The sequence below is a fragment of the Ancylobacter sp. SL191 genome (assembly GCF_026625645.1).
GTDB lineage: Bacteria > Pseudomonadota > Alphaproteobacteria > Rhizobiales > Xanthobacteraceae > Ancylobacter.
Map to the genome: position 1 here is coordinate 2,352,822 of NZ_CP113056.1, position 26,274 is coordinate 2,379,095.

25 protein-coding genes and 1 riboswitch are annotated in these 26,274 nt (G+C 67.1%); of the genes, 12 read left to right on the forward strand and 13 right to left on the reverse strand.

What is annotated here, in order from left to right; all coding sequences use genetic code 11:
- Positions 1 to 124 precede the first annotated feature (124 nt).
- The 3 genes from OU996_RS10590 to OU996_RS10600 all read left to right on the forward strand — a co-directional run bounded on the left by OU996_RS10590 (position 125) and on the right by OU996_RS10600 (position 3,245).
- Positions 125 to 1,000, forward strand: a complete 876-nt coding sequence (locus OU996_RS10590) for a LysR substrate-binding domain-containing protein (RefSeq protein WP_267581568.1) — start codon at positions 125 to 127, stop codon at positions 998 to 1,000.
- A gap of 71 nt (positions 1,001 to 1,071) precedes the next feature.
- The gene (locus OU996_RS10595; protein WP_267581569.1) at positions 1,072 to 2,565 is read left to right on the forward strand and encodes a carboxypeptidase M32; all 1,494 of its coding nucleotides are present in this window, start codon (positions 1,072 to 1,074) and stop codon (positions 2,563 to 2,565) included.
- A 2-nt stretch (positions 2,566 to 2,567) separates the two neighbouring features.
- Positions 2,568 to 3,245: an adenosylcobinamide amidohydrolase gene (locus tag OU996_RS10600; RefSeq protein ID WP_267581570.1), complete on the forward strand. Its 678-nt coding sequence runs from the start codon at positions 2,568 to 2,570 to the stop codon at positions 3,243 to 3,245.
- On the opposite strand, the gene OU996_RS10605 is transcribed toward OU996_RS10600, so the two are convergent.
- The 8 genes from OU996_RS10605 to OU996_RS10640 all read right to left on the reverse strand — a co-directional run bounded on the left by OU996_RS10605 (position 3,242) and on the right by OU996_RS10640 (position 11,342).
- Complete coding sequence (locus OU996_RS10605; RefSeq protein WP_267581571.1) at positions 3,242 to 4,555, reverse strand: aspartate aminotransferase family protein; 1,314 nt, start codon at positions 4,553 to 4,555, stop codon at positions 3,242 to 3,244. The genes OU996_RS10600 and OU996_RS10605 overlap by 4 nt on opposite strands.
- Positions 4,552 to 5,589, reverse strand: a complete 1,038-nt coding sequence (locus OU996_RS10610) for a phosphotransferase enzyme family protein (protein ID WP_267581572.1) — start codon at positions 5,587 to 5,589, stop codon at positions 4,552 to 4,554. The genes OU996_RS10605 and OU996_RS10610 overlap by 4 nt, the downstream gene beginning before the upstream one ends.
- Before the next feature lie 8 nt (positions 5,590 to 5,597).
- The gene (locus OU996_RS10615; RefSeq protein WP_267581573.1) at positions 5,598 to 6,293 is read right to left on the reverse strand and encodes a cysteine hydrolase family protein; all 696 of its coding nucleotides are present in this window, start codon (positions 6,291 to 6,293) and stop codon (positions 5,598 to 5,600) included.
- Between the two features lie 49 nt (positions 6,294 to 6,342).
- Positions 6,343 to 7,161, reverse strand: coding sequence for a DeoR/GlpR family DNA-binding transcription regulator (locus tag OU996_RS10620; protein ID WP_267581574.1), 819 nt, complete (start codon positions 7,159 to 7,161; stop codon positions 6,343 to 6,345).
- Positions 7,158 to 7,952 carry an ABC transporter permease gene (locus OU996_RS10625; RefSeq protein WP_267581575.1) on the reverse strand — a complete coding sequence of 265 codons (795 nt, stop codon included), beginning with the start codon at positions 7,950 to 7,952 and terminating at the stop codon, positions 7,158 to 7,160. The genes OU996_RS10620 and OU996_RS10625 overlap by 4 nt, the downstream gene beginning before the upstream one ends.
- Before the next feature lie 3 nt (positions 7,953 to 7,955).
- Positions 7,956 to 8,873: an ABC transporter permease gene (locus OU996_RS10630; protein ID WP_267581576.1), complete on the reverse strand. Its 918-nt coding sequence runs from the start codon at positions 8,871 to 8,873 to the stop codon at positions 7,956 to 7,958.
- A 4-nt stretch (positions 8,874 to 8,877) separates the two neighbouring features.
- On the reverse strand, positions 8,878 to 9,984 hold the full coding sequence (locus OU996_RS10635; RefSeq protein ID WP_267581577.1) for an ABC transporter ATP-binding protein: 1,107 nt from the start codon (positions 9,982 to 9,984) through the stop codon (positions 8,878 to 8,880).
- Positions 9,985 to 10,187: 203 nt separating this feature from the next.
- Positions 10,188 to 11,342, reverse strand: coding sequence for an ABC transporter substrate-binding protein (locus tag OU996_RS10640; protein ID WP_267581578.1), 1,155 nt, complete (start codon positions 11,340 to 11,342; stop codon positions 10,188 to 10,190).
- Between the two features lie 257 nt (positions 11,343 to 11,599).
- Between OU996_RS10640 and fabG the strand changes: the two genes are divergently transcribed.
- The 3 genes from fabG to OU996_RS10655 all read left to right on the forward strand — a co-directional run bounded on the left by fabG (position 11,600) and on the right by OU996_RS10655 (position 14,737).
- A complete protein-coding gene (gene fabG, locus OU996_RS10645; protein WP_267581579.1) occupies positions 11,600 to 12,379 on the forward strand; it encodes a 3-oxoacyl-ACP reductase FabG in 780 nt (259 codons plus the stop codon).
- Between the two features lie 77 nt (positions 12,380 to 12,456).
- A riboswitch (cobalamin riboswitch) is annotated at positions 12,457 to 12,675 on the forward strand.
- 35 nt (positions 12,676 to 12,710) lie between these two features.
- Positions 12,711 to 13,388 carry an energy-coupling factor ABC transporter permease gene (locus OU996_RS10650; RefSeq protein ID WP_267581580.1) on the forward strand — a complete coding sequence of 226 codons (678 nt, stop codon included), beginning with the start codon at positions 12,711 to 12,713 and terminating at the stop codon, positions 13,386 to 13,388.
- 140 nt (positions 13,389 to 13,528) lie between these two features.
- Complete coding sequence (locus OU996_RS10655; RefSeq protein ID WP_267581581.1) at positions 13,529 to 14,737, forward strand: alpha/beta hydrolase family protein; 1,209 nt, start codon at positions 13,529 to 13,531, stop codon at positions 14,735 to 14,737.
- Positions 14,738 to 14,823: 86 nt separating this feature from the next.
- On the opposite strand, the gene OU996_RS10660 is transcribed toward OU996_RS10655, so the two are convergent.
- A complete protein-coding gene (locus OU996_RS10660) occupies positions 14,824 to 16,293 on the reverse strand; it encodes a methyl-accepting chemotaxis protein (RefSeq protein ID WP_267581582.1) in 1,470 nt (489 codons plus the stop codon).
- 301 nt (positions 16,294 to 16,594) lie between these two features.
- Between OU996_RS10660 and OU996_RS10665 the strand changes: the two genes are divergently transcribed.
- The 3 genes from OU996_RS10665 (at position 16,595) to OU996_RS10675 (ending at position 19,249) form a co-directional block, all read left to right on the forward strand.
- Positions 16,595 to 16,996, forward strand: a complete 402-nt coding sequence (locus tag OU996_RS10665) for a hypothetical protein (protein WP_267581583.1) — start codon at positions 16,595 to 16,597, stop codon at positions 16,994 to 16,996.
- 230 nt (positions 16,997 to 17,226) lie between these two features.
- Entirely contained in the window at positions 17,227 to 17,766 is a 540-nt protein-coding gene (locus tag OU996_RS10670) for a TRAP transporter small permease subunit (protein WP_267581584.1), read from the forward strand.
- A gap of 70 nt (positions 17,767 to 17,836) precedes the next feature.
- Entirely contained in the window at positions 17,837 to 19,249 is a 1,413-nt protein-coding gene (locus OU996_RS10675) for a TRAP transporter large permease (RefSeq protein ID WP_267581585.1), read from the forward strand.
- 86 nt (positions 19,250 to 19,335) lie between these two features.
- Here OU996_RS10675 and OU996_RS10680 read toward each other — a convergent pair whose 3' ends face one another.
- Positions 19,336 to 19,833, reverse strand: coding sequence for a hypothetical protein (locus tag OU996_RS10680; RefSeq protein ID WP_267581586.1), 498 nt, complete (start codon positions 19,831 to 19,833; stop codon positions 19,336 to 19,338).
- Positions 19,834 to 20,084: 251 nt separating this feature from the next.
- On the opposite strand from OU996_RS10680, the gene OU996_RS10685 reads away from it, so the two are divergent.
- Positions 20,085 to 21,332 (forward strand): multidrug effflux MFS transporter, encoded by a 1,248-nt coding sequence (locus tag OU996_RS10685; protein WP_267581587.1) that lies wholly within the window; start codon positions 20,085 to 20,087, stop codon positions 21,330 to 21,332.
- A 60-nt stretch (positions 21,333 to 21,392) separates the two neighbouring features.
- Here the strand turns inward: OU996_RS10685 and OU996_RS10690 are convergent, their stop codons facing one another.
- Positions 21,393 to 21,923 (reverse strand): NUDIX hydrolase, encoded by a 531-nt coding sequence (locus OU996_RS10690; RefSeq protein ID WP_267581588.1) that lies wholly within the window; start codon positions 21,921 to 21,923, stop codon positions 21,393 to 21,395.
- A 93-nt stretch (positions 21,924 to 22,016) separates the two neighbouring features.
- Here OU996_RS10690 and OU996_RS10695 point away from each other — a divergent pair, with 93 nt between their 5' ends.
- Positions 22,017 to 22,415, forward strand: coding sequence for an MAPEG family protein (locus OU996_RS10695; RefSeq protein WP_267581589.1), 399 nt, complete (start codon positions 22,017 to 22,019; stop codon positions 22,413 to 22,415).
- 64 nt (positions 22,416 to 22,479) lie between these two features.
- Here the strand turns inward: OU996_RS10695 and OU996_RS10700 are convergent, their stop codons facing one another.
- Together OU996_RS10700 and OU996_RS10705 are read right to left on the reverse strand one after the other, a co-directional pair.
- Positions 22,480 to 22,689, reverse strand: a complete 210-nt coding sequence (locus OU996_RS10700; RefSeq protein WP_267581590.1) for a hypothetical protein — start codon at positions 22,687 to 22,689, stop codon at positions 22,480 to 22,482.
- Between the two features lie 96 nt (positions 22,690 to 22,785).
- Positions 22,786 to 23,520, reverse strand: coding sequence for a phosphatase PAP2 family protein (locus OU996_RS10705; protein WP_267581591.1), 735 nt, complete (start codon positions 23,518 to 23,520; stop codon positions 22,786 to 22,788).
- A gap of 386 nt (positions 23,521 to 23,906) precedes the next feature.
- Here OU996_RS10705 and OU996_RS10710 point away from each other — a divergent pair, with 386 nt between their 5' ends.
- Positions 23,907 to 26,228, forward strand: a complete 2,322-nt coding sequence (locus tag OU996_RS10710; protein WP_420712758.1) for an MHYT domain-containing protein — start codon at positions 23,907 to 23,909, stop codon at positions 26,226 to 26,228.
- The last annotated feature ends 46 nt before the right edge of the window (positions 26,229 to 26,274 follow it).

A 26,274-nucleotide genomic window follows, 5' to 3' on the forward strand; every position in this document is an offset into this window, starting at 1 on the left:
GGGGCAAACCTCGTTGGCGCCGGAGCGGCGCGGAAGGGGGATCGGCGGGGAGGATGCGGGCTTGCCTTCAAGAAGGCCAGCGCATAGTTTTAATTCGACCTAGCGGAAAATCGAATGACTGGCCATGCGCTACCCCGACCTTGAGCTCGATCTGCTGCGCGCCTTCGTTGCCGTGGCCGAGACCGGCGGCTTCACCGCGGCGGCCGATGTGGTCGGGCGCTCGCAATCGGCGGTGAGCCAGAAGGTCATGCGGCTGGAGGAACTGGTCGGGCGGCGCGTCTTCGAGCGCAACAGCCGCTCGCTCACCCTGACGCTGGATGGCGAGCGCCTGCTCGCGGTGGCGCGGCGCATGATCGAGATGAACGATGTCGCCGTGCGCACGCTGCTGGAGCCGAAGGTCGGCAATCTCCGGCTCGGCGTCGCCGAGGATTTCATGCCGGCGCTGCTGCCGGGCATGCTGGCGCGCTTCCAGCGGCTCTATCCCGGCCTGCATCTTGAACTGCGCACCGGGCTGAGCTGCGACCTGCTGGCCGCCCATGAGAGCGGCGGGCTCGACGCGGTGATCGCCAAGCGGGGGGAGGGGGCGACGCGGGGGCGGGTGATCTGGCGCGAGCCGCTGGTGTGGCTGGCCGCCGGCGATTACGAGCCGGACCTCTCGCGCCCGACGCCTCTCGTGCTGCTGCCGCCGCCCTGCACCTATCGCGAGGTGATGATCGAGGCGCTGGCCAAGGTGCGGCGCGACTGGTTCGCCGCCTGCACCGCCTCCAGCCTCACCGGCATCCGCGCGGCGGTGGCGGGCGGGCTGGGCGTGACCGTGCTCGGCCGTTCCTTCGCCGGGCCGGACCTGAAGGTGCTGACCCCGCCCGAGCACTGGCCGGTGCTGCCGGTGACGGAGATCGTGCTGCTCGGCGAGGAGCGCGCGGCGGGCGAGTTCATCCGCCCGCTGGTGGACTTCCTGACCGACAGCCTCGCGGCGACGCGGGGTGCGCGGGCGGCGTAAGTCGCAATTCCATTGACCGGCGCCGCAACTGCGGGAAGGAAGGGGCGTCAGTCCCGCCCGGAGCCTTCCGCATGAGCGCCTATGCTGAGATCGCCGATCATTTCGGCCGCCTGTCCGCCCTCTCCAACGCCATCGGCATCCTGCAATGGGACAGCGACGCAATGATGCCGAAGGGCGCGGCCGCCTCGCGCGCCGACAGCATGGCGCTGTTGCGGGTCATGGCGCATGAGCTGGCGGTCGATCCGCGCATTGGCGACTGGCTCGCCGCGGCCGAAGCGCAGGGCGACCTTGGGGCGTGGGAGCGGGCCAATCTGCGCGAGATCCGCCGCAACTGGACCATCCAGACCGCGCTGCCGGCCGATCTCGTCGCCGCCACCAGCCGGGCGGTTTCCGCCTGCGAGATGGCGTGGCGCAGCGCGCGCGCCGATTCCGACTTTCCCGCCCTGCTGCCGCTGATGGAGGAGGTGCTGCGGCTCCAGCGCGAGGCCGGCGTCGCCAAGGGCGAGAAGCTCGGCCTTTCGGTCTATGACGCGCTGCTGAACGATTACGAGCCCGGCGGTCGCTCGGTGCAGATCGACGCGCTGTTCGACGACCTCGCGGCGTTCCTGCCCGGCTTCACCGAAGAGGCGCTCGCCGCGCAGGCCCGCCGCCCGGAACCGCCGCTGCCGGAAGGGCCGTTCGCGGTGGAGGCGCAGCGCCAGCTCGGCCTCAAGATCATGGCGGCGCTCGGCTATGATTTCGACCGGGGCCGGCTCGACATTTCCGCCCATCCCTTCTGCGGCGGGGCGGATAATGATGTGCGCATCACCACCCGCTATGACGAGGCCGATTTCAGCAAGGCGCTGATGGGGGTGATCCACGAGACCGGCCATGCGCTCTATGAGCAGGGCCGGCCCGCCGCCTATATGAGCCAGCCGGTCGGGGCGGCGCGCGGCATGAGCGTGCATGAGAGCCAGTCGCTGATCATGGAGATGCAGGCCTGCCGCTCGCGCGCCTTCCTCGACTTCGCCGCGCCGCTGATGCGCGAGGCCTTTGGCGGGTCGGGGCCGGGCTGGGAGGCGGAAGGCCTGTGGCGGCGCTACACGCGGGTCGAGCGCGGCTTCATCCGCGTCGATGCCGACGAGGTGACCTATCCCGCCCATGTCATCCTGCGCTACCGGCTGGAAAAGGCGATGATCGCCGGCGACCTGCCGCTCAGCGAGCTGCCGCTCGCCTGGAATGCGGGGATGCGCGACCTGCTCGGCATCGTCCCGCCCAATGACCGGCTGGGCTGCCTGCAGGATATTCACTGGCCGAGCGGGGGCTGGGGTTATTTCCCGACCTACACGCTGGGCGCGATGACGGCGGCGCAGCTGTTCGATGCCGCCTGCCGGGCCGAGCCGGACGTGCTGCCGGGCATCGGGCGCGGTGATTTCACCCCGCTGGTCGGCTGGCTGCGCGCCCATGTCCACAGCCAGGGCTCGCTCTATTCGACGGATGAACTGCTCACCCGCGCCACCGGCCGCCCGCTCGACGCTGAGGTGTTCAAGGCGCATCTCGCCCGGCGCTATCTCGACCAGGCGTGACCATGCTGGCGATCGATTGCCGGAGGCCCTGGCTCACGGTCCGCTTTGCCGCGCCTCATCGCATGGTGAGCTGGGCACCGCACCGGCCGGGTTTCGTGACCGCGCGCGATGTGGCGTGGCGCGAGGTCGGCGCGGGCGAACTGGGGCCGGAGGTCGATGCTGGCCGCTGGTTCGTGGATCAACTCGCGGGCGCGGGGCTCACGGACGCGGTGGGGATGCTCACCGCGCGCAATGTCGCCTCTTATGTCTGCGGGACGGCGAAGGTGGAAGGCGTGCGCGCCGGCGCCATCGTCACGCTCGGCCTGCGCAATGGCGAGCGGATCGGCACCCGGCGGGCGATGGCGCAGGGATCCGGGACGCGGGAAGGGGCGGGGACGATCAACATCCTCGCCTATGTCGACCGGCCGCTGACCGATGCCGCACTCTTGGAGGCGAGCGCGCTCGCCGTGCAGGCGCGCACGGTGGCGCTGATCGAGGCGGGTTACCGCCCGGCGGGGATGGATGCGGCGGTGACCGGCACGGGCACGGATTGCGTGGTGATGGCGGCGCCCGACGCACCGATTGGCGAACCTTATGCCGGCATGCACACGGCGGTCGGCGAGGCGGTGGGCGCCTGCGTGCTGGCGGCGGTGCGGCAGGCGGCGGCCGAGTGGATCGGCGCGCCGCCGGCGCGGGATTAGGCCAGCAGTTCCGTCATCGCGTCGACCAGTTCGTCGGCATGGGCGAGGGTGACGCAGAGCGGCGGGCGGATCTTCAGCACATTGCCGAACTGGCCGGCGGCGCCGATGAGGATGCCGCGCTGGCGCAGGCCATTGATGAGGTGCGTGGCGGTGGCCGGCGACGGGCCCGCCTCGTCGCCGAACTCGACGCCGAGATAGAGCCCGGCGCCGCGCACGGCGGTGATTGGGGTTTTCGCCTGAAGGTGCTTGAGACGGCCCATCAGGTGCCGGCCAACGCTCGCGGCATTGGCGATCAGCCCGTCTTCCTCGATCGCCTCCAGCACCGCGAGGGCGGCGGCGGTGGCGACGGGCGTCGCCGCGAAAGTGTTGAAATAGCCGAAATCGTCGCAGAAATCGGAGAGGATTTCCGGCCGCGTCACCACGCCGGCAATGGGGTAGCCATTGCCCATCGGCTTGCCCATGGTGACGATGTCGGGAACGAGCCCGTGGCGGGAAAAGCCCCACATGCCCGCCCCGGTGCGCCCGAAGCCGGGCTGCACTTCATCGGCGATGAACAGCCCGCCCGCCTTGTGCGCCACCTCGACCGCCGCCTTCAGGAAGCCGGGCGGGTCGGCATAGACGCCATCCGAGGAGAAGATGGAATCGACCAGCAGGCCGGCGAATTTGATGCCGTCCGCCTCCATCGCGGCGATGGCGGCGGCCACCGCGTCGGCAAAGCCCTGCGCGACATCATTGCCGAACAGCGCCGGGTCGGGCGGCGGCACGAGGCGCACATGCGGGGGCGGGGCGCCGCGCTTGTAGGAGGAGGGCGAGACCTCCGTCACCGCCGCCGTGTTGCCGTGGTACGCGGTGCGCGTCACCACGAAGCCCGTGCCGCCGCTCTGGCGCTTGGCCATGCGCAGGGCGAGGTCGTTCGCCTCCGATCCCGTGCAAGCGAGCACGAGATTGCTCAGCGGCGCGGGGAAGGTGGCGAGCAGCTTCTCGGCATAGTCATGCGCCACGTCGAACAGATAGCGCGAGTGGATGTTGAAGGCGCCGATCTGCTGGCGCACCGCCTCCACCACCTTGGGGTGGCAGTGCCCGACCGTCGGGACATTGTTGTAGAAGTCGAGATAGCCGCGCCCGTCCGAGGCGTAGAGATAGGCGCCCTCGGCGCGGACGATCTTCAACGGCTCCTCGTAGAACAGCACGGAGGCCGCGCCATAGTTCTTCCGGCGGCGCTCGACGAGCGCGGCGATGTCCGGGGCAAGGCCCGCCCCCGCGCCGTCAAAGGCGTTGAGCGACAGGATCTGCAGTTCGCGGCTTTTCATGAGGCGGCCCTCTCGTTGCCGGTGGCCGGAAGGCCCGCGTCGTAGCGGGCGAGGAAGTCGCGGGCGAGCGCGACCGTGCCATGGGTGTAGGCCTCACCCATGGTCTGCGCGGTGGGCGTCTCGGCATGGGAGGCGACCCAGGCGGTGAGCAGCATCCGGCGCAGCATGATGAACACCGGCAAAATCGCGCACTCCTCGTCGGTGAGCGGCGCGACGGTGCGGTAGCCCTCGATCCAGGCGGCCTGAAGCTGCGGGATATAGGGCTCGTGCTCGACGAAGCTGATGGCGGCGGCGAAGTCGTAGAGATACCAGGAGAAGCCGCAATCGTCGAAGTCGATCACCGACAGCCGGTCGCCATCGACCAAGAGATTGGCGACGCGCATATCGGCATGGACGAGGCCGAAGCGGTCCGGCGCGGTGCCGTAATCCGCGACCAGATCGCGCAGCACGAGGGCGGTGCGCTCAAGGATCGCGCGGCCCTCCTCGGTGAGGCCGAGCGCGGCGCGCCAGTCGCCCCAGAGCAGCACGCTGCCGAGCATGGCGTCGTAGTCCCAGCGCTTGCGCACGAAACTATCCGGCGGCTGCCAGCTCTTGGCGTGGGCATGCAGCCGGGCATTGATGGCGCCGAGCTCGCGGAACCAGCGCGGCAGATCCTCGCCCTCAGCCGGCTCGCGGCCCGAGACCAGCTCGAAGGCGACGGCGTGGCGGGTGGTGCCCTCGTCGTCAATGTCGGCGATCAGGGTGCCGTCGGTCTTGGGCACGGGGGTGAGCGTCGCCACCACGCCGTCGCGGCCGAGGGCGGTGAGCCAGGCGAGCTCGGATTCGATCTCCGTGCGGGTGTGGTAGCCCGGACGGTGGACGCGGAACACGACATGGCGCCCGCTGTCCGGGTCATGCGCGCGGAACGTGGCGTTCTCGGAAATGGTCAGCAGCTTCAGCGCGGTGGCGTCCGACAGGCCCCAGAAGGGCAGGGCACCGCGCAGGCCGGCCTCCAGCTTCGCCAGGAACGCATCATCATACATGGGCTGGGTCATCGGCGGCGTTACAGCTTCATCAGGGTTTTGAGGTCGGCGGCGCGCATCACGTTGCAATAGATCATGTTGATGATCTCCAGTTCGCGCCGGTGCAGATCGTCGGTCGCCGCCGCGCAGCTATCCTCCAGCACCACCACGTCGAAGCTCTCATCGGCGAGGCTGCGCACGGTGGAGGAGACGCACTGGTCGGTGAAGATGCCGACGCAGACGACGGTGCGGATGCCGAGATTGGCGAGGATCAGCCGCAGATTGGTGCCGGTGAGCGCGCTGTCCGTGGTCTTGGTCACGACGATCTCGTCACCGACCGGGGCCAGCGCCGGCACCATCTGCGAGGCGACTTCATCCTTGGGCAGCAGCAGATTGTTGAAGCCCGGCTTCTTCTGGCTGAGCGAGCGGTCGCGCCCGTCCCGGGTCTGGCAGGCGATGCGGGCGAACAGGCACTCGATGCCGCGGGCGCGGAAGCGCGCGAGCAGATCGGCGATGTTCGGGATCACCGTGCCGTGCATCCGCTCATGGAACGGCGTCCACGCATCGTAATGCGCGCGCTCCGCCTCGGTGGCGAGAGACGCGCGGTCGGGGCGCTCCAGATAGGTGTTCTGCACGTCGATCACGAGCAGTGCCGTGGTCGCGGGGGCGAGCACCGGATCGTCCGGCTCGGGCGCCAGCGCATAGTAGAAGGAGCGGTTCTCGGTCTTCCAGCTCACGCGGCACCTCGGTTCTGCGTCGTCCGGTTCTGCGTCGTCTCGGCGGGGCTCATCGCCGGCTCGCCACGGTGATCTCGACACCGGCACGCGCCAGCGCCCGCGCCACGGCGCCGCCCGGCGGCTGATCGACGACCAGACGCTGGATGTCGGGAATGCGGGCCCAGATGGCGAGGGCCTGCACGTCGAATTTCTTGTGGTCGGAGACGACGAGCGTCTCCGCCGCGCGGTTCATCATCGCCTTGTAGACGGAAGCGGCCGGCGCCTCGGCGTCCGCCAGACCGTCCGTGGTGATGCCGGAAATGCCGAGAATGGCGCGGTTGACGTTATAGTTCTGCAGGAACTCGACGGCTTCGACGCCGACCATCATGCCCTCGCGGGCATTGTAGCGGCCGGGGCACATGATGACGTCGATGGTCGGGTTGGCCGCCACCACCGTCGCCACCGAGAAGGAATGGGTGATGACGGTGATGTCCCGGCACTCCGCCGCCATGCGCCGGGCGACATGGGTGGTGGTCGCGCCCGCGCCGATGGCGATGACTTCCTTCGGCTTGATGAACTTCACCGCCATGGCGGCGATGGCCTCGCGCTCGGCCACCATCATGCCGTGGCGCTCGGTCACCGCCGGCTCGGCGGCGAAGGGGCGCACGGCCCCGCCATAGGTGCGGTTGATGAGGCCGCGCTCCTGCAGCTCGAACAGATCGCGCCGGATCGTCTCGGTGGAGACTTCGAGATCGGCCGCGAGGTCGCCGACGCGCAGGGTCGGGGTCGCCATCATCTCGGCCAGGATGCGCTCATGGCGCGATGCCTTGTCGAGACGCGGGCGGCGCCGCTCGCGGGTTTCTTCGCGGGCTGCGTCGTCCTCACTCATGCTGCGGCGCGCCTGCGCAGGAGGATTCCGGCGAGCCCGCCGACCAGCAGCAGCACCGCCGCCGCCAGCGTCGCCATGGTGCCGAGCGCCGGGACCATCGGCGTGTAGCCGGCGACCATCTTGGCATAGAGCCATTTCGGAATCGTCGAGTCGGCGCCGGCGGTATAGAGCGACAGCGGGAAGTTGCTCCACGACAGCAGGAAGGCGAACAGCATTCCCGACCAGATGCCCGGCCACAGGATGGGCAGCGTCACCTCGCGCAGTACCTGCAGCCGGGTGCAGCCGAGATCGAACGCGGCTTCCTCCAGCGCCGGATCGAAGCCATAGACCTGGATGGCGATGACCAGCGTCACCACCGGCACGATCCAGACCAGATGGGCGAAGACGGCGGTCATCCAACTGGTCTGGATGCCGACGGCGCTGAAACCGAGCAGCAAGGCGAGGCCCAGCACCGGCTGCGGGAAGAAGATCGGCAGCATGATCAGCTTCTGGAACAGCCGGCGGCCCTTCCAGTCATAGCGGGCAAAGGCGAGCGCGCCGCAGGTGGCGATGATGACGGACAGCACCGTCACCAGCAGCGCGATGGCGATCGAGTTCCGCACGATCATGCCGATCTCGATCGAGGCGATGGTCTTGTCCCACCATTCAGTCGAGTAGACCTTGATGGGGAAGCCGAAATAGCGGCTCTTGTTGAAGCTCGCGAGGGCGCCGCAGACGATCGGCAGGTAGATCACCACGATGACGAGGATCGTCCAGATCCAGATCAGGGCATTGGTGCGCTTGTGGGTCATGGCTCAGCGCCTCCCGAGCATGCGGTCGAGGTCGAGCTTCGACAGCGCGAACAAGGTAAGCGCGCCGATGAACAGCGTGACCAGCACCGACAGGGCCGAACCGAGCGGCCAGTTCTGCGAATAGGTGAAGGCAATCTCGATATCGTGCGAGATGACGATGATCGACTGCCCGCCGAGGATCTTGGCCTCCGCCGTCGCGCCAATGGCCAGCACGAAGGTCAGCAGCATGCCGATCATGATGCCGGGCATGGCCAGCGGCAGCTCGATCTCGCGCCAGATGAAGATCCGCCCGGCACCAAGGTCGCGCGCGGCGTCGACGAGGTCGCGCGGCACGAGGGCGAGGCCCAGCGTCATCGGGAACAGCATGAAGGGCAGGTAGGTGTAGACCATGCCGAACAGGGTGATGCCCGGCGTGAACAGCACTTCCGGCCCACCGGAAAAACCGAGCCATTTCAGCGAGCCGTCGAGCACGCCGTTCTTGATGAAGAACAGCACCCAGCCATAGAGCCGGACGTTTTCCGAGACGAAGAGCGGGAAGACGAAGAACACACTGATGAGCCCCGCCCAGCGCCCGAACACGGCGTTCAGCCCATAGGCGATGGGGTAGGAGATGACGGCGAGGATCGCCACGGTGAACAGCGCGAAGCCGCAGGACCAGGCAAAGGAGATCCACACCGTGTTGGTCGGGTCGAACAGCCCGGCGAAGTTCTCCAGCGTGAAGCTGGTGAACACGTCGAAGCTGCGCGGCTTGGCGAAGGCATAGGCGAGGATCGCCACCAGCGGGGCGAGAAAGCCGATGCCGAGCAGGAGCGCGACGGGCAGCGCGCAGCGCGCGCCGAGCGAGAGCATGTGCTGCTGGCGCAGGGCGCGCGGGCTTTCGGCCGGCGGGGCGGCGGTGGAGGCGACGGCGAGGCTGGACATGAGGTCAGCTCCCCAGCGTGAAGGCGTCGGCGGCGTCCCAGCCGAGCGTCACCGTGCGATCGGCGCCGGGGGGCAGGGCGCGCGAGCGCGACAGCTCGACCAGCATCACCTTCTCAGCCGCGCCCGCGCCGACGCGCACCTGGTACTGAATGCGCGAGCCGAGCGAATACTCGTTGTAGACCGTGCCCTCGACGCGGTTGTCGGCGACATCGCCGGGGTTGAGGAAGCGCATATATTCCGGGCGGACGACCACGAACGCCTCGTCCAGCGTCGCGCCATCCTGCGGCGGGCGGACGGTGAAGCGGCCGGGCACGTCGACGCCGGACCAGCTTCCATCGGCGCCGCGCTTCACCTTGATCGTGTTCACCTCGCCGACGAATTCCGAGACGAAGCGGTCGACCGGCGCGCCATAGATTTCTTCGGGCGTGCCGACCTGCACGAGGCGGCCGGCGCGCATCACGCCGATGCGGTCGCTCATCACCATCGCCTCTTCCAGCGAATGGGTGATGTAGATGAAGGTCTTGCCGGTCTCGCGGTGCAGATCCTTCAGCTCCTTCTCCAGCGCCTTCTTCAGCTTGTAGTCGAGGGCGGAGAGCGGCTCGTCGAAGAACAGCACCTGCGGATCATAGGCGAAGGCGCGGGCGAGGGCGACGCGCTGGCGCTCACCGCCCGAGCACTTCATCACGTTCTTGTCGTAGTAGTTTTCCGGCAGGCGGACGACGCGCATCAGCTCCAGCGCGCGCGCCTTGCGGGTGCTCGCGTCGACGCCCTTCACCTTGAGCGGGAAGGCGATGTTCTCGCCGACGCTCTTGTGCGGGAACAGGGCCAGCGACTGGAAGACGAGGCAGGTCGGCCGCTTGTTGGGCGGCATGTCGTTGATCAGCTCGCCATGCAGGGTGATGTTGCCCTCGGTCGGCGTGTCCATGCCGGCCAGCATGCGCAGCAGCGTGGTCTTTCCCGAGCCCGACGGGCCGACAATGGTGAGGAACTCGCCCTCGCGCACGTCGAGGTCGATGTTGTCCACGGCATTGAAGCCACCGAAGGTTTTGCGCACCCCCACCAGTTGCAGGATCGGCTTGGGCGTCTCGCCGGCGGGCGTGGTCTGGAGCATGCGGGTTCTTCCGGGTCGTGGACAGGTGGTGTGGGTGCAGGTGCCATTGGGAGGCCGGGGCACGAGGAAGTGGCGGTCGCCGTTTCCTCCACGTCATCCCCGGGCGTGGCCCGGGGATCCATGTCTTTCGAGGTGCACCTGAACTTGCTCGCGCGACTTAAGGCGTGGATGGCCGGGCCAGGCCCGGCCATGACGAGGAACGATCAGCCGCGCAGGCGCTTGGCGGCGTTCATGATGTCGAGCGCCTTGTCGTAATCCGGCACGATGTCGTAGTGCACCGAGCGGTCCATCTCTTCCTGCAGGCTGTCCCACTGGATGGCATCCAGCTCGTCCTTGGTGAAGAGGTCGAAGCACGCCTTGGTGCCCATCTGCGCCACCGGGTTGAACGTGCCCTCGGCGAAGGCGACGGTGTGGGCGACGTCGGGCGCCTGCACATATTTCAGGAACTCGAGCGCCAGCGGCGAGAGGTTCGGGTTGTTCACCGTCGAGGTGATCTCGATCCAGGCGACGCCGCCCTTGCCGCCCGGCAGCGGGCCGCGCAGCGGGGTGATGCCGCGCAGGTTCGGGTGGCCGTCGGCGCGGGCCGGCGAGACCGAATAGGTGCCGCCGGTCATGTGCAGGTCGATCTCGCCGGAGATCAGAGCCTGGTTCATCGAGGCGATGTCGCCGATCAGCTTGGCGCCCTTGAAGACGCGCTTGGCGGTCTCCTCGAACTTGGCGAACTCCTCCGGCGTGTGGCTCTTGAACGGGTCGATGCCGGCGATGATGAAGATGCCGAAGACGTTCCAGTCATCGGATTCAAGAATGCCGTACCGGCCGGCCAGCGCCGGGTCGTTGAACAGATCCCAGCCGGTATCCTCGGCGGTCTTGCGGCTGATCTTGTCGGTGTTGACCACGAAGCTGTAGGGCCCGAAGCGCTGGGCCATGCCGACGAGATCCTTCCCGTCATCGCTCATCGCCCACTTATAGGGCCATTTGAACTCGGGCAGCATCTTGTCGAAGAACGGCTCGAACTCGGCCTTGGGCAGCGGCTTGATGAGCTTTTCCGGCATCATCACCTTGCGGGCCCAGGGATTGTTCACATTGATCAGATCCCAGGTGTTGATCTCGCCGGCGCGCAGGCGGTTGATCATGGTGGGATCGTTGGTGAGGCTCTCGGCCTTCACCGTCGCGCCGGTCTTGGAGCGGAACGGGTCGAGCACCTGCGCGGAGTTGTAGCCCTCCCAGCACAGGATGTTCAGCTCCTTCTCGCGGGCGGCGAACGCCTTGTTGGCGGAGAACATGGGACCGGCGGCGGCGAGCGCGCCGAGCCCGGTGCCCATGCCCTTGAGCAGCGACCTTCTGGAAATGCCTGACATGTCGACGTCCTCTGGATTGTTGGCACGGACGGGCCGCCGCCGCGCGGGATTGACCGCATCCCTGGTGAGTGGATGTGGTTCTTATGTTGGACTGTGTGCGATCCTAAACATTGCCATTTGGGCTTTACAACACCATTTTTGCAGCGCACCCTGATGAAAAGGAAGGCAGCCTAATCCGTGACCATGGGGCAGGCGCTCACCGCCGCCGGGCTGCCAGTCCTTTGAAAAACAACGAAATCCAGAGGGCCTACCCGACCATGTTCACGTCGCTTGAGGGAAAAACCGTCATCGTCACCGGCGCCAGCAAGGGCATCGGCCGCGGGATCGCGCTGCGCTTCGGCCAGGCTGGTCTCAACGTGCTGGTGGTCAGCCGCAAGCTGGAGGAGGCGCAGAAGGTCGCCGCCGAGATCGGCCCGCGCGCCTCCGCCTTCGCCGCCGACGTGACCAAGACCGCCGACACGGTCGCCATGGCCCAGGCGGCGCTCGACCGCTACGGCGCCATCGACGTGCTCTGCGCCAATGCCGGCATCTTCCCGGCGGCCAAGCTCGGCGCCATGACCGAGGACGATTTCGACCTCGTCATGGACACCAACCTCAAGGGCACCTTCCTCTCGGTCTCCGCCGTGCTGCCGGCGATGAAGGCGGCGAAGAAGGGGCGCATCGTCATCACCTCCTCGATCACCGGGCCGATCACCGGCTTTCCCGGCTGGACCCATTACGGCGCCTCGAAGGCCGGGCAGATGGGCTTCATGCGCACGGCGGCGATCGAGCTGGCGCCGTGGAACATCACGGTGAACGCGGTGATGCCGGGCAACATCCTTACCGAGGGCATGGAGGGCATGGGCGAGGCCTATATCGCCTCCACCGCCGCCTGCGTGCCGATGAAGAAGCTCGGCACGGTGTTCGACATCGCCAACACCGCTTTGTTCTTCGCCAGCGAGGAAGCCGGCTACATCACCGGGCAGGGCATGGTGATCGATGGCGGGCAGGTGCTGCCCGAGTCGCCGATGGCGCTCGACGAGATGGGCGTCGCCTGACGCGCCATCCCCGCTGTTTTCCTGCGCCGGTGCGGCGCGCGTGACACGATGCTTGACTCGAGAGCCGTTCGCGCGTGCTGATGGGCGTTGCACATGGTGTCCGGCCGGGGATGACTCGGCCGGGTGAAACGGGAACGGGGAAGGGCGAAAGCCCGAAGCCCCGACCGCCCCCGCGACTGTGAGCGGCGAGCGCCTTCCATCACGCCACTGGCTCGACCCGCAAGGGGAGGCCGGGAAGGCGGAAGGCGTGCTGTGACCCGCGAGTCAGGAGACCGGCCATGCGCATGGGTCCACACGCACGCCGTCGGGTGAGACGGCACAGGAGACGACTATGCATATCGAACCCGGCCTCGTGGCCGAAGGGAAGATCTGGCTCAGCTATGTGACGGCGGCCGGCGCCGGCGCCTACACGCTCAAGCTCGCGGGTGAGGCGATCGCCACGCGCGGCCTCGCCTCGCTGGCGGCGCGCAGCATCGCGACCACCGCGCTGGTGTTCGCCTTCTTTGAGCTCCTGCCGCATCATCCGGTGGGCGTTTCCGAGGTTCACCTGATCCTCGGCTCGACGCTGTTCCTGATCTTCGGCGTCGCCCCGGCCGCCATCGGCCTTGCCGCCGGCCTGCTGATCCAGGGCCTGTTCTTCGCCCCCTTCGACCTGCCGCAATATTGCATGAACGTCACCACGCTGTTGGTGCCGCTCTTCGCGCTGATGGCGCTGGCCAAGCAGGTGATCGCGCCGAACACGCCCTATATCGAGCTGAAGTACCGGCAGGCGCTGGCGCTCTCCACCACCTATCAGGCCGGCATCGTCGTGTGGGTGGCGTTCTGGGCGTTCTACGGCCACGGCTTCACGGTCGAGAATGGCGCGTCCATCGCCTCCTTCGGCGCGGCCTATATGCTCGTCATCATCGTCGAGCCACTGGTCGACCTCGCCGTGCTCGCCGCCGCCAAGGCTCTGGGCGGTCTGCGCGGCACGCCGGTTGTCGAGCGCCGGCTGTTTGAAGCCGCCTGATTTTCCACCATCCGCTCTGAAAAGCGAGGGCCCGGCACGCTGTTGCCGGGCCCTTTTGCGTTGAGCGCCCCCTTGTCGAAACCGCGCGGCGGCGGGATACCGTGTGCCGACGCGCCTTGGTTGGCGCCGGGGAGACGGTCATGGGTTGGATATCGCGCGCGCTGCTGGGACTGGCGCTTACGTTGGCGGGCGGGAGCCTCACGGCGCGGGCGGATGGTGCGACCGCCGTTCCCTCCGGCGTCTCCTATGAGCTGATCGGCCGCTGGGACGTCGACAAGCTGAACGCGGTTCTCACCACCGAAGCGCCGCGTTTCTTCGGAATCACCGTCGCCTATGCGCCCGCCCGCAACGCCGTGCGGCTCTACCGTGTCACCTACCCCTCCGTGGTGCCGGAGCAGGGCAACCGGCCGATCATCACCACCGGCCTGCTCGCCCTGCCCGATACGGAAGGGACCAGCTTCCCGCTGCTGTCCTACCAGCACGGCACGGTGTACGGGAAAAAGCAGGTGCCCTCCTTCCCCGACCAGTCGCCGGAGACGGAGCTGGCCCTCGCCCTCTTCGCCGGTCAGGGCTATGCGGTGATCGGCGCCGATTATTTCGGCATGGGCGCCAGCTCTGAGCCGGAGGGCTATCTGGTCAAGGCGAGCCACCAGCAGGCGACCTATGACATGCTGCTGGCGAGCCGCGCCGTGCTCGCGCAGATGAACATCACCACGACCAAGCTGTTCCTCGGCGGCTGGTCGCAGGGTGGCTTTGTCACCATGGCGATGCTGCAGAAGCTGGAGGAGGCCGGCATCACCGTGGATGGCGCCGCCACCGCGAGCGCGCCCTTTGACGGCTACGCGGCGCTGAGCGGCTTTCTCGATTTTCCCCGCCCGAACGACGCCACCTGGGTGACGACGCTGTTCATCCTCACCGCCTTCTCCTTCGAGAATTACTACGGCGTGCCGGGCCTTGCGCGCTCGCTCATCAATGATAGCTATTACGACGTCGCCCGCGCCGCCTATGAGCGCAAACCGTATGATCCCTCGCATATTCCCACGGCCGTGAAGGATCTGGTCCGGGCCGAGTATTTCGACGCCCGCTTCTTCCGCGCCTCGGCCTATGGCCGCATCCTGCTCAACGAGACGCAGGCCTATCGCTGGATCATCCGCAGCCCGGTGCGCAACTATTATGGCGAGAAGGACGAGGTGATCACGCCGGGTCTGGGGCAGCTCGCCATGACCTATCAGCGCGGCATCGGCGCCGGCAACATGCAGGTCGAGGCGATCTCGACCGGGCCGACCGATCACCGGGGAACCTACGCCACCGCCATCCCGCTCTGGAAGGCGTGGTTCGACGGCAAATAGGTGATACCAAATAGCTGATACTAGGCCGCACAAACGAAACAGGCACCCCGCCGGGGTGCCTGTCGTGCCTTTTGCTGTTGGCAATCTCAGCGCGCCAGCAGGACGCGCACTTCCTCGCGCAGCCGGTCGCCGACGCTGGTCAGCGAGGTGGAGACGCGGCGCACGTCGCCGGCGGCGCCACGGATCTGGCTGACCACGCCGCTCACGCTGTTCATGCTCTGGCTGACCGAGCCGTTGGTCGCGCTCTGCTCTTCCACGGCGGCGGAGATGCTGGCGAAAACGTCGCGCATGGTGCCGACATTCTGGGTGATCTCGCCCACCGCGTGCGCCGCCGTGCTGCTCGCCCGCTGGACGTTCTCGACCTGGGAACTGATCTCCTTGGTGGCATTGGCGGTTTGCATCGCCAATTCCTTGACCTCGGAGGCGACCACGGCGAAGCCCCGGCCGGCCTCGCCGACACGCGCCGCCTCGATGGCGGCATTGAGCGCGAGAAGATTGGTCTGCGAGGCGATGCGCTCGATCATCGAGGAGACATTGCCGATGCGCTCGATGCTGTCGACCAGGCCGCTGACCAGCCCGTTGGCGGAATCGGCGCGCGCGGCAGCCTGCCCGGCCATCTGGGTGGCGCCATGGATCTGCTTGCTGACCTCGGCGAAGGAGACGGACATCTCGACCGCCGCCGCGGCGACGGTGGAGGACATTTCCTCGCTCTGCGCGGTCAGCGAGGTCAGCTGGTCGCTTGCCGCGCCCATGGCCTGCGAGGACTCGCCGAGCTCATTCACCGCGGCGGTCACATTGGAGGCGACATTGACGGCGTCGGTGACGACCGCCCAGGTCAGCATCGGGCCTTCATAGACGCCCTCGGGGGTCGTCAGCGCGGAGACGTTGAGGTCCAGCGTTTCCGGGCCGACCTTGATGCGCGCGCGGTGCGGCAGGTTCGACGGATCGGCCAGCATGCGCCGCTGCATTTCGGGTTTCTTATGGAAGACGTCGATGGAGGAGCCGACGAGCTCCGACGCCTTGATCGGCAGGAACTGCTCGATGCGGCCAAGCGTGTTGAGGCTGGTCTTGTTGGCATAGTCGATGGTGAGGTCGAGCGTGCAGGTCATGACGTTGATCGGCATCTGCTCGACCATCTGCTGCAGGCGCCGGTTGCGGTGCTGGGCCGCAAGGGTTTCGGTTTCGACGCTGAGCACGATCTGGAGCTGCTCGTGAAGGCCTTTGGCGGGCACCGCGCCGACGCGCACACGCAGCTGCTGGTCGCCGACTGTCACGATCTCGTCGATGGGCAGGTTCTTCGGCCGCGCCAGGCGATGTCCGTCGGTCCCGAGATCGAGGTTGAAGAGGGCGAGGCTGGAGCCGACGAGCGCCTCTATCGACATTGGCAAGGCGTGGCGGATGGCGCCGAGTACCTCGCGGGCCTGCGGGTTGGCGTAGCGGACGATGCCCTGCGTGTCGCACATGAGGACAGCGGCGGGCAGGCCGTCGATCAGGGTCGTGTCGACGGCGCGCCAGCGCGGGTGCTGACGGAGGGTATGAAGAGAAGCAGGGCTCATGAGGTCTCCGCTGGGCCTGCGGCATGGGGGATGCCCTGTGGGGTAGCCAGCGAGGCTTGCCTGTGGCTGGCTGTGCGATCATCGTTCGGTGATCTGGTGGTATTTACTACGCGTAACTACGTAGTTTTACCTTTAAACGGTAATTATGTAGTGCGGGTCGACAGTCGTGGTGAGTGGAATCCGAACTCGATACTTTTGTTCCAAGGCTGTACGAAAATAAACTGATTGACCCTTCCGTGCGGCAGACGTTTCCTCGCGCTGTCCGAACAAACGTTTTCGATCAATCAGGAGATGTCGCGCGATGTCTGAGGCAGGCGTACCGAACGCAGCAGGCAACAGGCGTCAGGAAAAGCCGGGTGAGCCGCAGCCCGTGACATCCGCTCCGGCGGCGTCCACTCCGGTCACATCCGCTTCCTTGGGGGGCTCGTCCCCGCAGGATACGTGCCCCTATTACATCCTCTATTACGCGGAAGCCTCGACCTCGGGTGTCATGGGCCCCATGAAGCGCGCCCGCTACGCCTCGGTCCGCGAGGCGGCCCACCGGGCAATGGAGATGCGTCGTTCAGGGAATCAGCGGCCGGTGGAAATTCGCGATCCGCAGGACCATCTCATCACCTGCGAACTGATGGGCTGGAAGCTGCCGCCGCTGGTGCGGCCCGAGCATCCACGCCGAGCCTCGGCTGCGGTCGCGCGGATCGCCTGACGGTACGTGTCCCCAGCGAAGCCAGTGACAGTGCCGCTTTGCGGCACCTGACGGGTTTTCTTTACCCGACATGACCTTACGTCATATAGCCTGCCGGCCGTTGATTGCGGTCGCGCGGGTTTTAATTGCGTGAGACCATGGTCTATCTTGCCGAAAGTGGCTCAGGAGGCGATTGCACGCTTTAGCCTGCGCAACGACAAAAGTCGGCGCGAATTGGAGGGGAACGTCGCATGGGGGCTCTGCTTGCCTTCAGCCGGGTCATTGACTGGCTGAATGAGAAGTTCGGCCGTATCGCCGATTGGTGCGTGCTGACCTCATGCCTGATCAGTGCCGGCAATGCGACGGTGCGCTACCTCCTCAGCTACAGCACCAATGGCCTGCTGGAGATCCAGTGGTATCTGTTCGGCGCGCTGGTGCTGCTCGGCGCGCCCTACACGTTGCAGAAGAACGAGCATGTGCGTGTGGATCTGCTGTACATGGCGGTCTCGCCGCGCGCCCGCCTGTGGATCGACACGGTGGGCTTCGTCGTGATCCTCATTCCGGCCGGCATCTATCTCACGCTGCTCAGCTTCCCCTTCTTCTGGCAGTCCTTTCTCTCCGACGAGATGTCGCAGAATGCCGGCGGGCTGATCCTGTGGCCGGCCAAGCTGCTGCTGCCGCTCGGCTTCGCGCTGCTGACGCTTCAGGCGGTTTCCGAACTCATCAAGCGCATCGGTGGTCTTGCCGGCGTTATCGAGGTCGAGACGACCTATGAGAAGCCGCTGCAATAGACGCTGACCTCGCCGCGGCTGCCGCCATCGCCCTGTCTGCTCCCCGACACCACGACCGACGAGCCCTCTCATGTTCTCTCATGGCGTGATGCCCCCGTTGATGTTCGCCGGCATGATCTGCTTCATGCTGGCCGGCTTTCCGGTGGCCTTTTCCCTCATCGCCGTCGGCCTGTTCTTCGGAACCCTCGGTGTCCTGACCGACCATTTCCACCCGGCCTTCCTGCAGGCGCTGCCGCTGCGCTTCTACGGCATCATCTCCAACGACCTGTTGCTGGCGATCCCGTTCTTCACCTTCATGGGCGCCATTCTGGAGCGCTGCGGCCTTGCCGAGGATCTGCTGGAAGGCACCGGCAAGCTGTTCGGCAAGGTGCCGGGCGGCCTCGCCTATGCGGTCATCATCGTCGGCGCCATCCTTGGCGCGATCACCGGCACGGTGGCCGCCTCTGTCATCGCCATGGGCGTGATCTCGCTGCCGGTAATGATGCGCTATGGCTATGACCAGAAGCTGGCCACCGGCGTGATCGCGGCCTCGGGCACCATCACCCAGCTCATCCCGCCCTCGCTGGTGCTGATCATCCTCGCCGAGCAGCTCGGCAAGCCGGTCGGCGACATGTATCTCGGCGCCATCGGCCCCTCGCTGCTGCAGGTGGCGATCTTCCTCGCCTATGTCTTCGTGCTCTCGCTCATCAAGCCGCAGACCATGCCGCCGCTGCCGCCGGAAGCACGCGGGGAGGGCGGCTGGCCGCTGATCCGGCAGGTGCTGTGGGGCATGGTGCCCTCCATCGTGCTGATCATGCTGGTGCTCGGCACGCTGGCCATGGGCCTCGCCACGCCGACGGAAGCGGGCGCCATGGGCGCGGTCGGCGCCATCGTTCTGGCGGCGCTGCACGGGCGCCTGACTTGGCCGCTGATCCGTCAGGCCATGGCCTCGACCATGCGCATCACCTCGATGGTGGTGTTCATCCTCATCGGCGCGACCGTGTTCAGCCTCGTCTTCCAGGGCATGGATGGCGCGCTGTGGATCGAGCATCTGCTGTCGCAGCTGCCGGGCGGGCGCATCGGCTTCCTGGTGTTCGTCAACATCTTCATCTTCTTCATCGCCTTCTTCCTCGATTTCTTCGAGATCGCCTTCATCATCGTGCCGCTGCTGGTGCCGGTGGCGATCAAGCTGGACATCAATCTGATCTGGCTCGGTGTGCTGCTCTGCGTGAACATGCAGACGGCGTTCATGCACCCGCCCTTCGGCTTCGCGCTGTTCTATCTGCGCGGCATCGCCCCGCCCTCGATCCGCACCTCGCAGATCTACTGGGGCGCGATCCCGTGGCTGTTCATGCAGCTCATTCTGGTGGTGGTGGTCATCATGTGGCCGGAGGCGGTGACCTACTGGATCAGCGCCGGGTCGACGGTCGATCCCTCGACCATCCAGCTCGACATCCCGCAGATGGAGCCGCCGCCGCTCAATATGGGCCCGCCGCAGTTCTGATTTCGCGATCACATCCCGGACGACAGGCGCGTCCGGGATGTTCGTTTGTGGACCCGTCGCCAGCGCGGGTCAGTTCCCGATGCGGGTCAGGCGGGGCGGTGGATCGCCGGGCGCCTGCCGCGCACCGCGAGAGCGCCGGCGAACACGAACAGCGCCAGCACCGCCAGCTGGGCGATGGCGAAGGGCGGCTCGGCTTGCGTCGGCGCCAGCGCCTTCTGCGTGGGCACCTTGGCGAAGGCCTGCGCGACGGCGACGAAGGCCAGCAGCCACAGGCTGATGGTGACGCCGATGGCGTAGATCCATCCCCAGGCGCCGGCGCGGCCGAAGAGGTAGCGGGCGGGAATCGTCACCGCCAGCACGCCGAGGGCGACGAGCCCGACAATGTGCGAGGGCAGAAGGCCGGTGAACGGAAAGCCGAAGCCGGTGGCGCTGGTCAGCACGGCGGTGACGATGAAGACCGCGGTCCAGGCGCCGCGCTCGCGGCCGGCGATCAGGTCGAGGAGCACGCACACCCCGGTGGCGAGGGCGATGAGGCTCAGCCAGGTGTGAAAGCCCGTCCAGTTGGTCGGGTCGAAGATGGTCATGATGCGCTCCCCTGTGTGCCCCGAGGCGCCGGGCTTGCTCCAGTGACGCCACCCGCGCGGGCGAGGGGTGGATGCGCGGTGTTTCATGATAGGCAACAGTTTTGAGGCAGGGCCAGCACGCCAGACATATTCGTAAATGCGAAATCGCAAATCTGTGTCTTTCGGCGCATTGGGCCCGTGCGAAATCTGCGCGATAAGGCGGGCCTTCCACCCGGCGCGCGCGCCGCCGCCTCGCAGATGACGGAACCGCCATGAGTAAAACCGACGCCGCCCCGGCCACCCCGCATCCCGGCATGGGGTTTCGCCAGTTCGTCGGCTACATCGCGGCGCTGATGGCGACCAATGCCATCGCCATCGATTCGATGCTGCCCGCGCTGCCGGAGATTGGCCGCGCGCTGAACATCGATACGGCCAACCACACGCAGATCGTCATCACCGCCTATCTGCTCGGCTTCGGCCTGGCGCAGATCGTCTATGGCACGCTGGCCGACCGCTTCGGCCGCAAGCCGGTGCTGCTGGTCGGGCTTGGCATCTACACCATTGCCTCCGTCGCCTGCTATTTCGCGCCGTCGCTGGGCATCATGATCGCCGCGCGCGCCATTCAGGGCGTCGGCTCGGCGGCCACGCGCATCCTCGCCATTACCATCGTGCGCGATTGCTACTCCGGCCGGCAGATGGCGCGGGTGATGTCGCTCGCCTTCATCGTGTTCCTCGCCGTGCCGATCGTCGCCCCCTCCATCGGCCAGTTGATCATGCTGGTGGCGCCGTGGAAGGCGATCTTCTTCATGCTTTTCCTGTTCGGCGCGGTGCTGTTCATCTGGACGACGATCCGCCTGCCGGAAACGCTGAAGGAGGAGAACCGCACGCCGATCTCGGTGCGCGGCATCACCTTCGCCTTCGGGCTGGTGTTCCGCAGCCGCGTGACCGTCGGCTATATGCTGGCCATGACCATGGTGATGGGCGGCCTGTTCGGCTTCATCAATTCGGCGCAGCAGGTGTTCGCCGATGCCTTCGGCGCTAGTGAGCTGTTCACGCTGATCTTCGCCCTCATCGCCGTGTTCATGGCGCTGTCCTCGCTGCTGAACTCCAAGGTCGTCGGCAAGCTCGGCATGCGCCGGGTCTCCCACGCAGCGCTGCTCGGCTATCTCACGGTGACGCTGATCCATGCCGTCGTGGTGCTGGCGGGCGTTGAGACGATCTGGACCTTCTCGATCCTGCAGGCGCTGATGATGTTCTTCTTTGGCCTCATGGTGTCGAACTTCAACGCCATGGCGATGGAGCCGGTGGGCCATGTGGCCGGCACCGCCTCCTCGGCGCTGGGTTTCGTCAGCACGGTGGGCGGGGCGCTGCTCGGCTTCGGCCTCGGCCAGCTCTTCGACGGGACGACGCTGCCGCTGACGCTTGGTTTTGCGGCGCTGGGCATCGGCGCCCTGGGCTGGGTGCTGTTTGCCGAGCGTGGGCGGCTGTTCCATTCCAGCGGCGCCCCCGCCCGGTCCTGACCAGCCCTCTCGTTACGTTCGGCTCGCTCCCCGAACCGAGGGGCGCGCCGGGGTCGTTCGTCAGGCCGTGGCGAGGGCCGGCGCCAGGCTCGGCACCGCGGCGGCCTCGGGAAAATGCGCGCTGGCGGATTTGCGCCATTCGGCCGAGGCCGCAAAAGCGGTGATGAGCGTGCCGAGATCGGTCTCGTCGATCATCAGCGCCGCATCCTCCGGGCTCATCCACACATGCAGCCGGTCGCCGCGCTCGGGGAAGTCGTCGAGCTGCCGGCGCACCGCCAGCGGAAAAACCGAGACCTTGACCAGCGCGAAATGGCTCTCCAGCCGCTTCCAGTAGCGGTACTGGCCGAGCTTCTTGCGGCTGACATCGCCAACAATGCCGGCTTCCTGCCACGCCTCGATCTGGGCCGACTTCCAATCCTTGTGATTCTTGATCGGCCATCCCTTGGGGATGACCGCCCGGCGTGTCTCGCGCGAGGAGAGGACGAGGATCTGCAGGCGCCCTTCGGAGGAAAGCCGGTAGGGCAAGGCCGCAACCTGCTGGAGTACACGGCCATCCTTCGCCTGGCGGTTATGTTGCTTGCTTTTCGCCATGGTGAACCAATCTAGTGTACATGGCGCGGATTGCGACATTTTTCGTCGGGGTGGCAGCGCGGATTGCGACATTTCCCGAGGGCAGGGGTGCACATGACGTTGGAACTGACGATTCTCGCCTGGTCACTCGTTCTGGCTGTGATTCAGATCATGCTACCCGCGATGTGTCGCAATCGTGAGACAGGCGTCGCCTATAATGCCAGCGCCCGCGACGAGCCGGGACCACCGGTCGGCGTCGTGACCGGCCGGCTGCGGCGGGCGCAGGCGAATCTGTTCGAGACGTTGCCGCTGTTCATCGCGGCGGTGCTGATCGCCCATGTGGCGGGACGTGAGGGCACGCTTACCGCGCTGGGGGCGAGCCTCTTCCTGGCAGCGCGGGTGATCTACGTGCCGCTCTACGCGCTCGGCGTGCCCTATCTCCGCTCGGCCGTCTGGCTGGCGTCCATGGCCGGGCTCGCCCTGGTGCTGCTGGCGATTCTTCTGCCGCTTTAGTCGTCGGGCGCTCTCGGACCGGCCGGCAGCGCCGGCCGATCAATGCCGCAGCTCGTCATCGTCGTCAGTGCTGGGCGAGCATCCGTGCGATGGCCTGGGCCACCTGCTTGGTGACGCGGCGCCGGTACTTGCGGTGCACGAGCTGGCCGTTGTGATAGACGTCCTGCTCGACATAAAGCTCGTCGCCATCCCAATGCAGGACGTTGTCCGATTCGGTGGTCTCAATCACACCGATCTCGGGAATAAGCTGGCCTTCCGGCGGGCTGATCGACATGTGGTTCTCCTTGGCACTGGCGGAGGCTCTGGCGGCCTCATCGCGCCAAGGATAGCCGGCGCCGCGCCGAAAGCCATGGCGAGTTGAGAGCGTCCGTCAGCTTTTCGCGTCAGCCTGGGTGGTGCCGTCCTCCTTCTCGATCTGCCCGCGCCGCTGCAACCACAGCGCGACGAGCCAGCAGATCAGCGCCCAGGCGCTGCCCGCGCACCATCCCGCCAGCACGTCGGTTGGCCAGTGGACGCCGAGATAGATGCGGCTCAGCCCGATGAGCAGGGTGAGGCTGACGGCGACGAACAGCACATACGCCTTGAGCCGCCGGCGGCGCTCGGTGCGCACGATGAGGGCGGCCAGTGTCAGATAGGTCACGGCGGCGCCCATGGCGTGCCCGCTCGGGAAGCTCAGCGTGTGAACGTCCACCAGATGCGCGACGAGGTCGGGGCGCGGCCGGTCGAAGCCGATCTTCAGCAGGTAGCTCAGGGCTCCCCCACCGGCGACCGCCGCCACCACGAACAGCGCCGCACCCGCCTTGCGGTCCATGATGAGGAAGCCGACCACGGCGGCGGTGATGAGGGTCAGCACCGTCGTGCTGCCGAGCGCGGTGATGTCGCGCATCACGATTTCCAGCCAGAGCGGCCCCAGCGGATCGGCCGGGTCGCCCGGTGCGCGGAAGGCGCGCAGCACCGCCTCGTCAAAGGCGTGGGTCTCGCCCTCAACCACGCCATCGGCGAGCTGGGCAAAGGCGAGCAGCCCGGCGGCGGCGCCGGCAATCGCGAGGAAAACGCTGAACTCGGCCATGAGCCAGCGCGGGACGACGGACAGGGATGATTTCATGCACCACCGTTTGATTGGGCCCTGCCGGCAATCGCGTGCCGGCCGTCTCCTGCCTTAGGTAGGGCGCCACCCATGGAACCGGAATGGCGGCCGGAGGTTCCCCTCGTGCATCGGCGCTCACAGGGGGTGACCCGAGCGGACAGTGCTTCTGATCCAGCAGACCGGGAGAACGACATGTTCAAGGGTGGACTTTTGTGGCTTCTGGGTATTCCGCTGCCGATTATTCTCATCCTCTGGTTCCTCGGCTATCTGAGCTGACACACCAGCGCAGCCGTGCTTGGTTGCGGCGGTCGCCCAGCTGTGTCTTGACTGAATAGCGGTGATTTCGATCTATCGTCTCTCCTAAGGAGAGCATGCGTGCCGCACAGGGGAGCTGGCCGGGGATGATGGATCACGTCGCGACCCATGATCCGGGGCTTGTGACGCTGTCGGTGCTGATCGCGATCGCCGCCTCCTTCACGGCGCTCGACCTTGCGGGCCGTATTCCTGTGGCCTCCGGCCTCGCGCGGGTCGGCTGGCTCGCGCTGGCCGCCGTCGTGCTGGGCGGGGGCATCTGGGCGATGCACTTCGTCGGCATGCTGGCGCTGAATGCCGGCCTTGCCATCCATTATGACCTCGAGCTCACCGCGCTGTCGCTGCTCATCGCCGTCGTGGCGACGGGACTGGCGCTGATCGCCGCGAGCCAGCCGCGCATCCCCATCGCGCGACTGGTGCTGGCCGGCATGTTCATGGGCCTCGCCATTGTCGGCATGCATTACACCGGCATGGCGGCGATGCGCATGACCGGCGCCATCGCCAATGATTTCCTCTACGCGGGCGCCGCGGTGATCGTGGCCGTGTCCGCCTCGATCGCCGCGCTGTGGCTGGCGTTCCGCCATCACAGTCTCGCCGAGCGCGTGGCCGGCGCGGTGGCTCTGGGGCTCGGCATCGCCGGGATGCACTATGTCGCCATGGCCGGCGTGAGCTTTCTCCCCGGCGAGGGCCATGTCGTCGCCGTGCGCGGTGGCGCCTTCGATAATGCCCATCTCGTCATCGCCGTCGCGGCGGTGAGCTTCACCATCTGCGCCGCCGCCCTGCTCGCCGCGATCTATGACCGGCGCTTCATGCTTCTGGCGCAGCGCGAGACCGCGATGTGGCGCGAGGGCGAGGAACGCTATCGCAACCTGTACCGCCGTACCCCGCTGCCGCTGCATTCGCTTGGTGCGGATGGGCGCATCGAGCAGGTGAGCGACCGCTGGCTCGAGCTTCTCGGCTATGCGCGCGAGGAGGTGGTTGGCCGGCCGCTGACCGATTTCATGTCGCCGGAATCGGCGCGGCAGCGCCATGAGGAGCATTGGCCGCGCCTGCTCGGCACCGGCGAACTGCGCGAGGCGGAGTACCAGCTCGTGACCAAGGAGGGCCGGCGTCTCGACTGCGTGCTCTCCGCGGTGGCCGAGCGTGATGCGCAGGGCACACTGGTCAAGACGCTGTGCGGCCTCATCGACATTACCGACCGCCGTCAGGCCGAAGAAGCGCTGCGCCAGGCGCAGAAGCTGGAGGCCGTGGGCCAGCTCACGGGCGGAATCGCGCATGATTTCAACAACTTGCTGGCGGTCATCATGGGCAATCTCGAACTGGTGCGCAAGCGCGCGCCGGACGAGCCGCGCCTGCAGACGCTGATCGACAACACGCTGCAGGCCGCCCAGCGCGGCGCGGCGCTCACCCAGCGCATGCTCGCCTTTGCCCGCCGGCAGGATCTGAAGCCCGAGCCCGTCGATGTGCCGGAACTCGTTCTCGGCATGGCCGATCTGCTGCGCCGCTCCATCGGGCCCAGCGTGCGGATCGAGACGCGCTTTCCGCTCGGCCTGCCCAAGGCGCGGGTGGACGCCAACCAGCTCGAACTGGCTCTGCTCAATCTCGCGGTGAATGCCCGCGACGCCATGCCCGAGGGCGGCGCCATCGTCATCAGCGCGCATGAGGCTGAGGTCGCCGTCACTGACGAGGGCGATGGCGCTAACGGCTTGAAGCCGGGACGTTATTTCTGCCTGTCGCTGTCGGATACCGGCTCCGGCATGGATGAGGCGACGCTGGCCCATGCCGCCGAGCCGTTCTTCACCACCAAGGGCGTCGGCAAGGGCACCGGCCTCGGCCTTGCCATGGTTCACGGCCTCGCCGCGCAATCGGGCGGCAAGCTGGCGCTGGCGAGCCGGCTGGGAGAGGGGACGACGGCGACCATCCATTTGCCGATTGTCGAGCCTGTGGCGGTGGCTTCGCCGGCGCCCGCCGCGTCGCCGGAAGCGGTGCCGCCCCTGCCGCCGCCGATCGAGCCGGAGCCGGGTGCGGTGCGGGTGCTGGTGGTCGATGACGACCCGTTGGTGCTCTCCGCCACGGCGGCGATGCTGGAAGACCTCGATTTTGCCGTCACCGAGGCCTCGTCGGGCGCGGAGGCCTTGAAAACATTGGAAAATGGCGCGGGGATCGACGTCGTTCTCACCGATCAGGCGATGCCCGGCATGACCGGTATCCAGCTTGCCGCCATCATTCTGGAGCGCTGGCCGAGCCTGCCGGTGATCCTCGGCACCGGCTATGCCGAGCTGCCGGCGGAGGCGCGCCCGGACATGGTGCGGCTCGGCAAGCCGTTCAGCCGCGACATGCTGCAGCGGGCCATTCTCGGCGCGACGCGGCCAAGGGCCGACAATGTCGTGACTTTTCCGCCCCGCAGCGCCTGAGCGCCGTGACCGCCGCTTGCATATTGTCGACGACACGACGGTGACA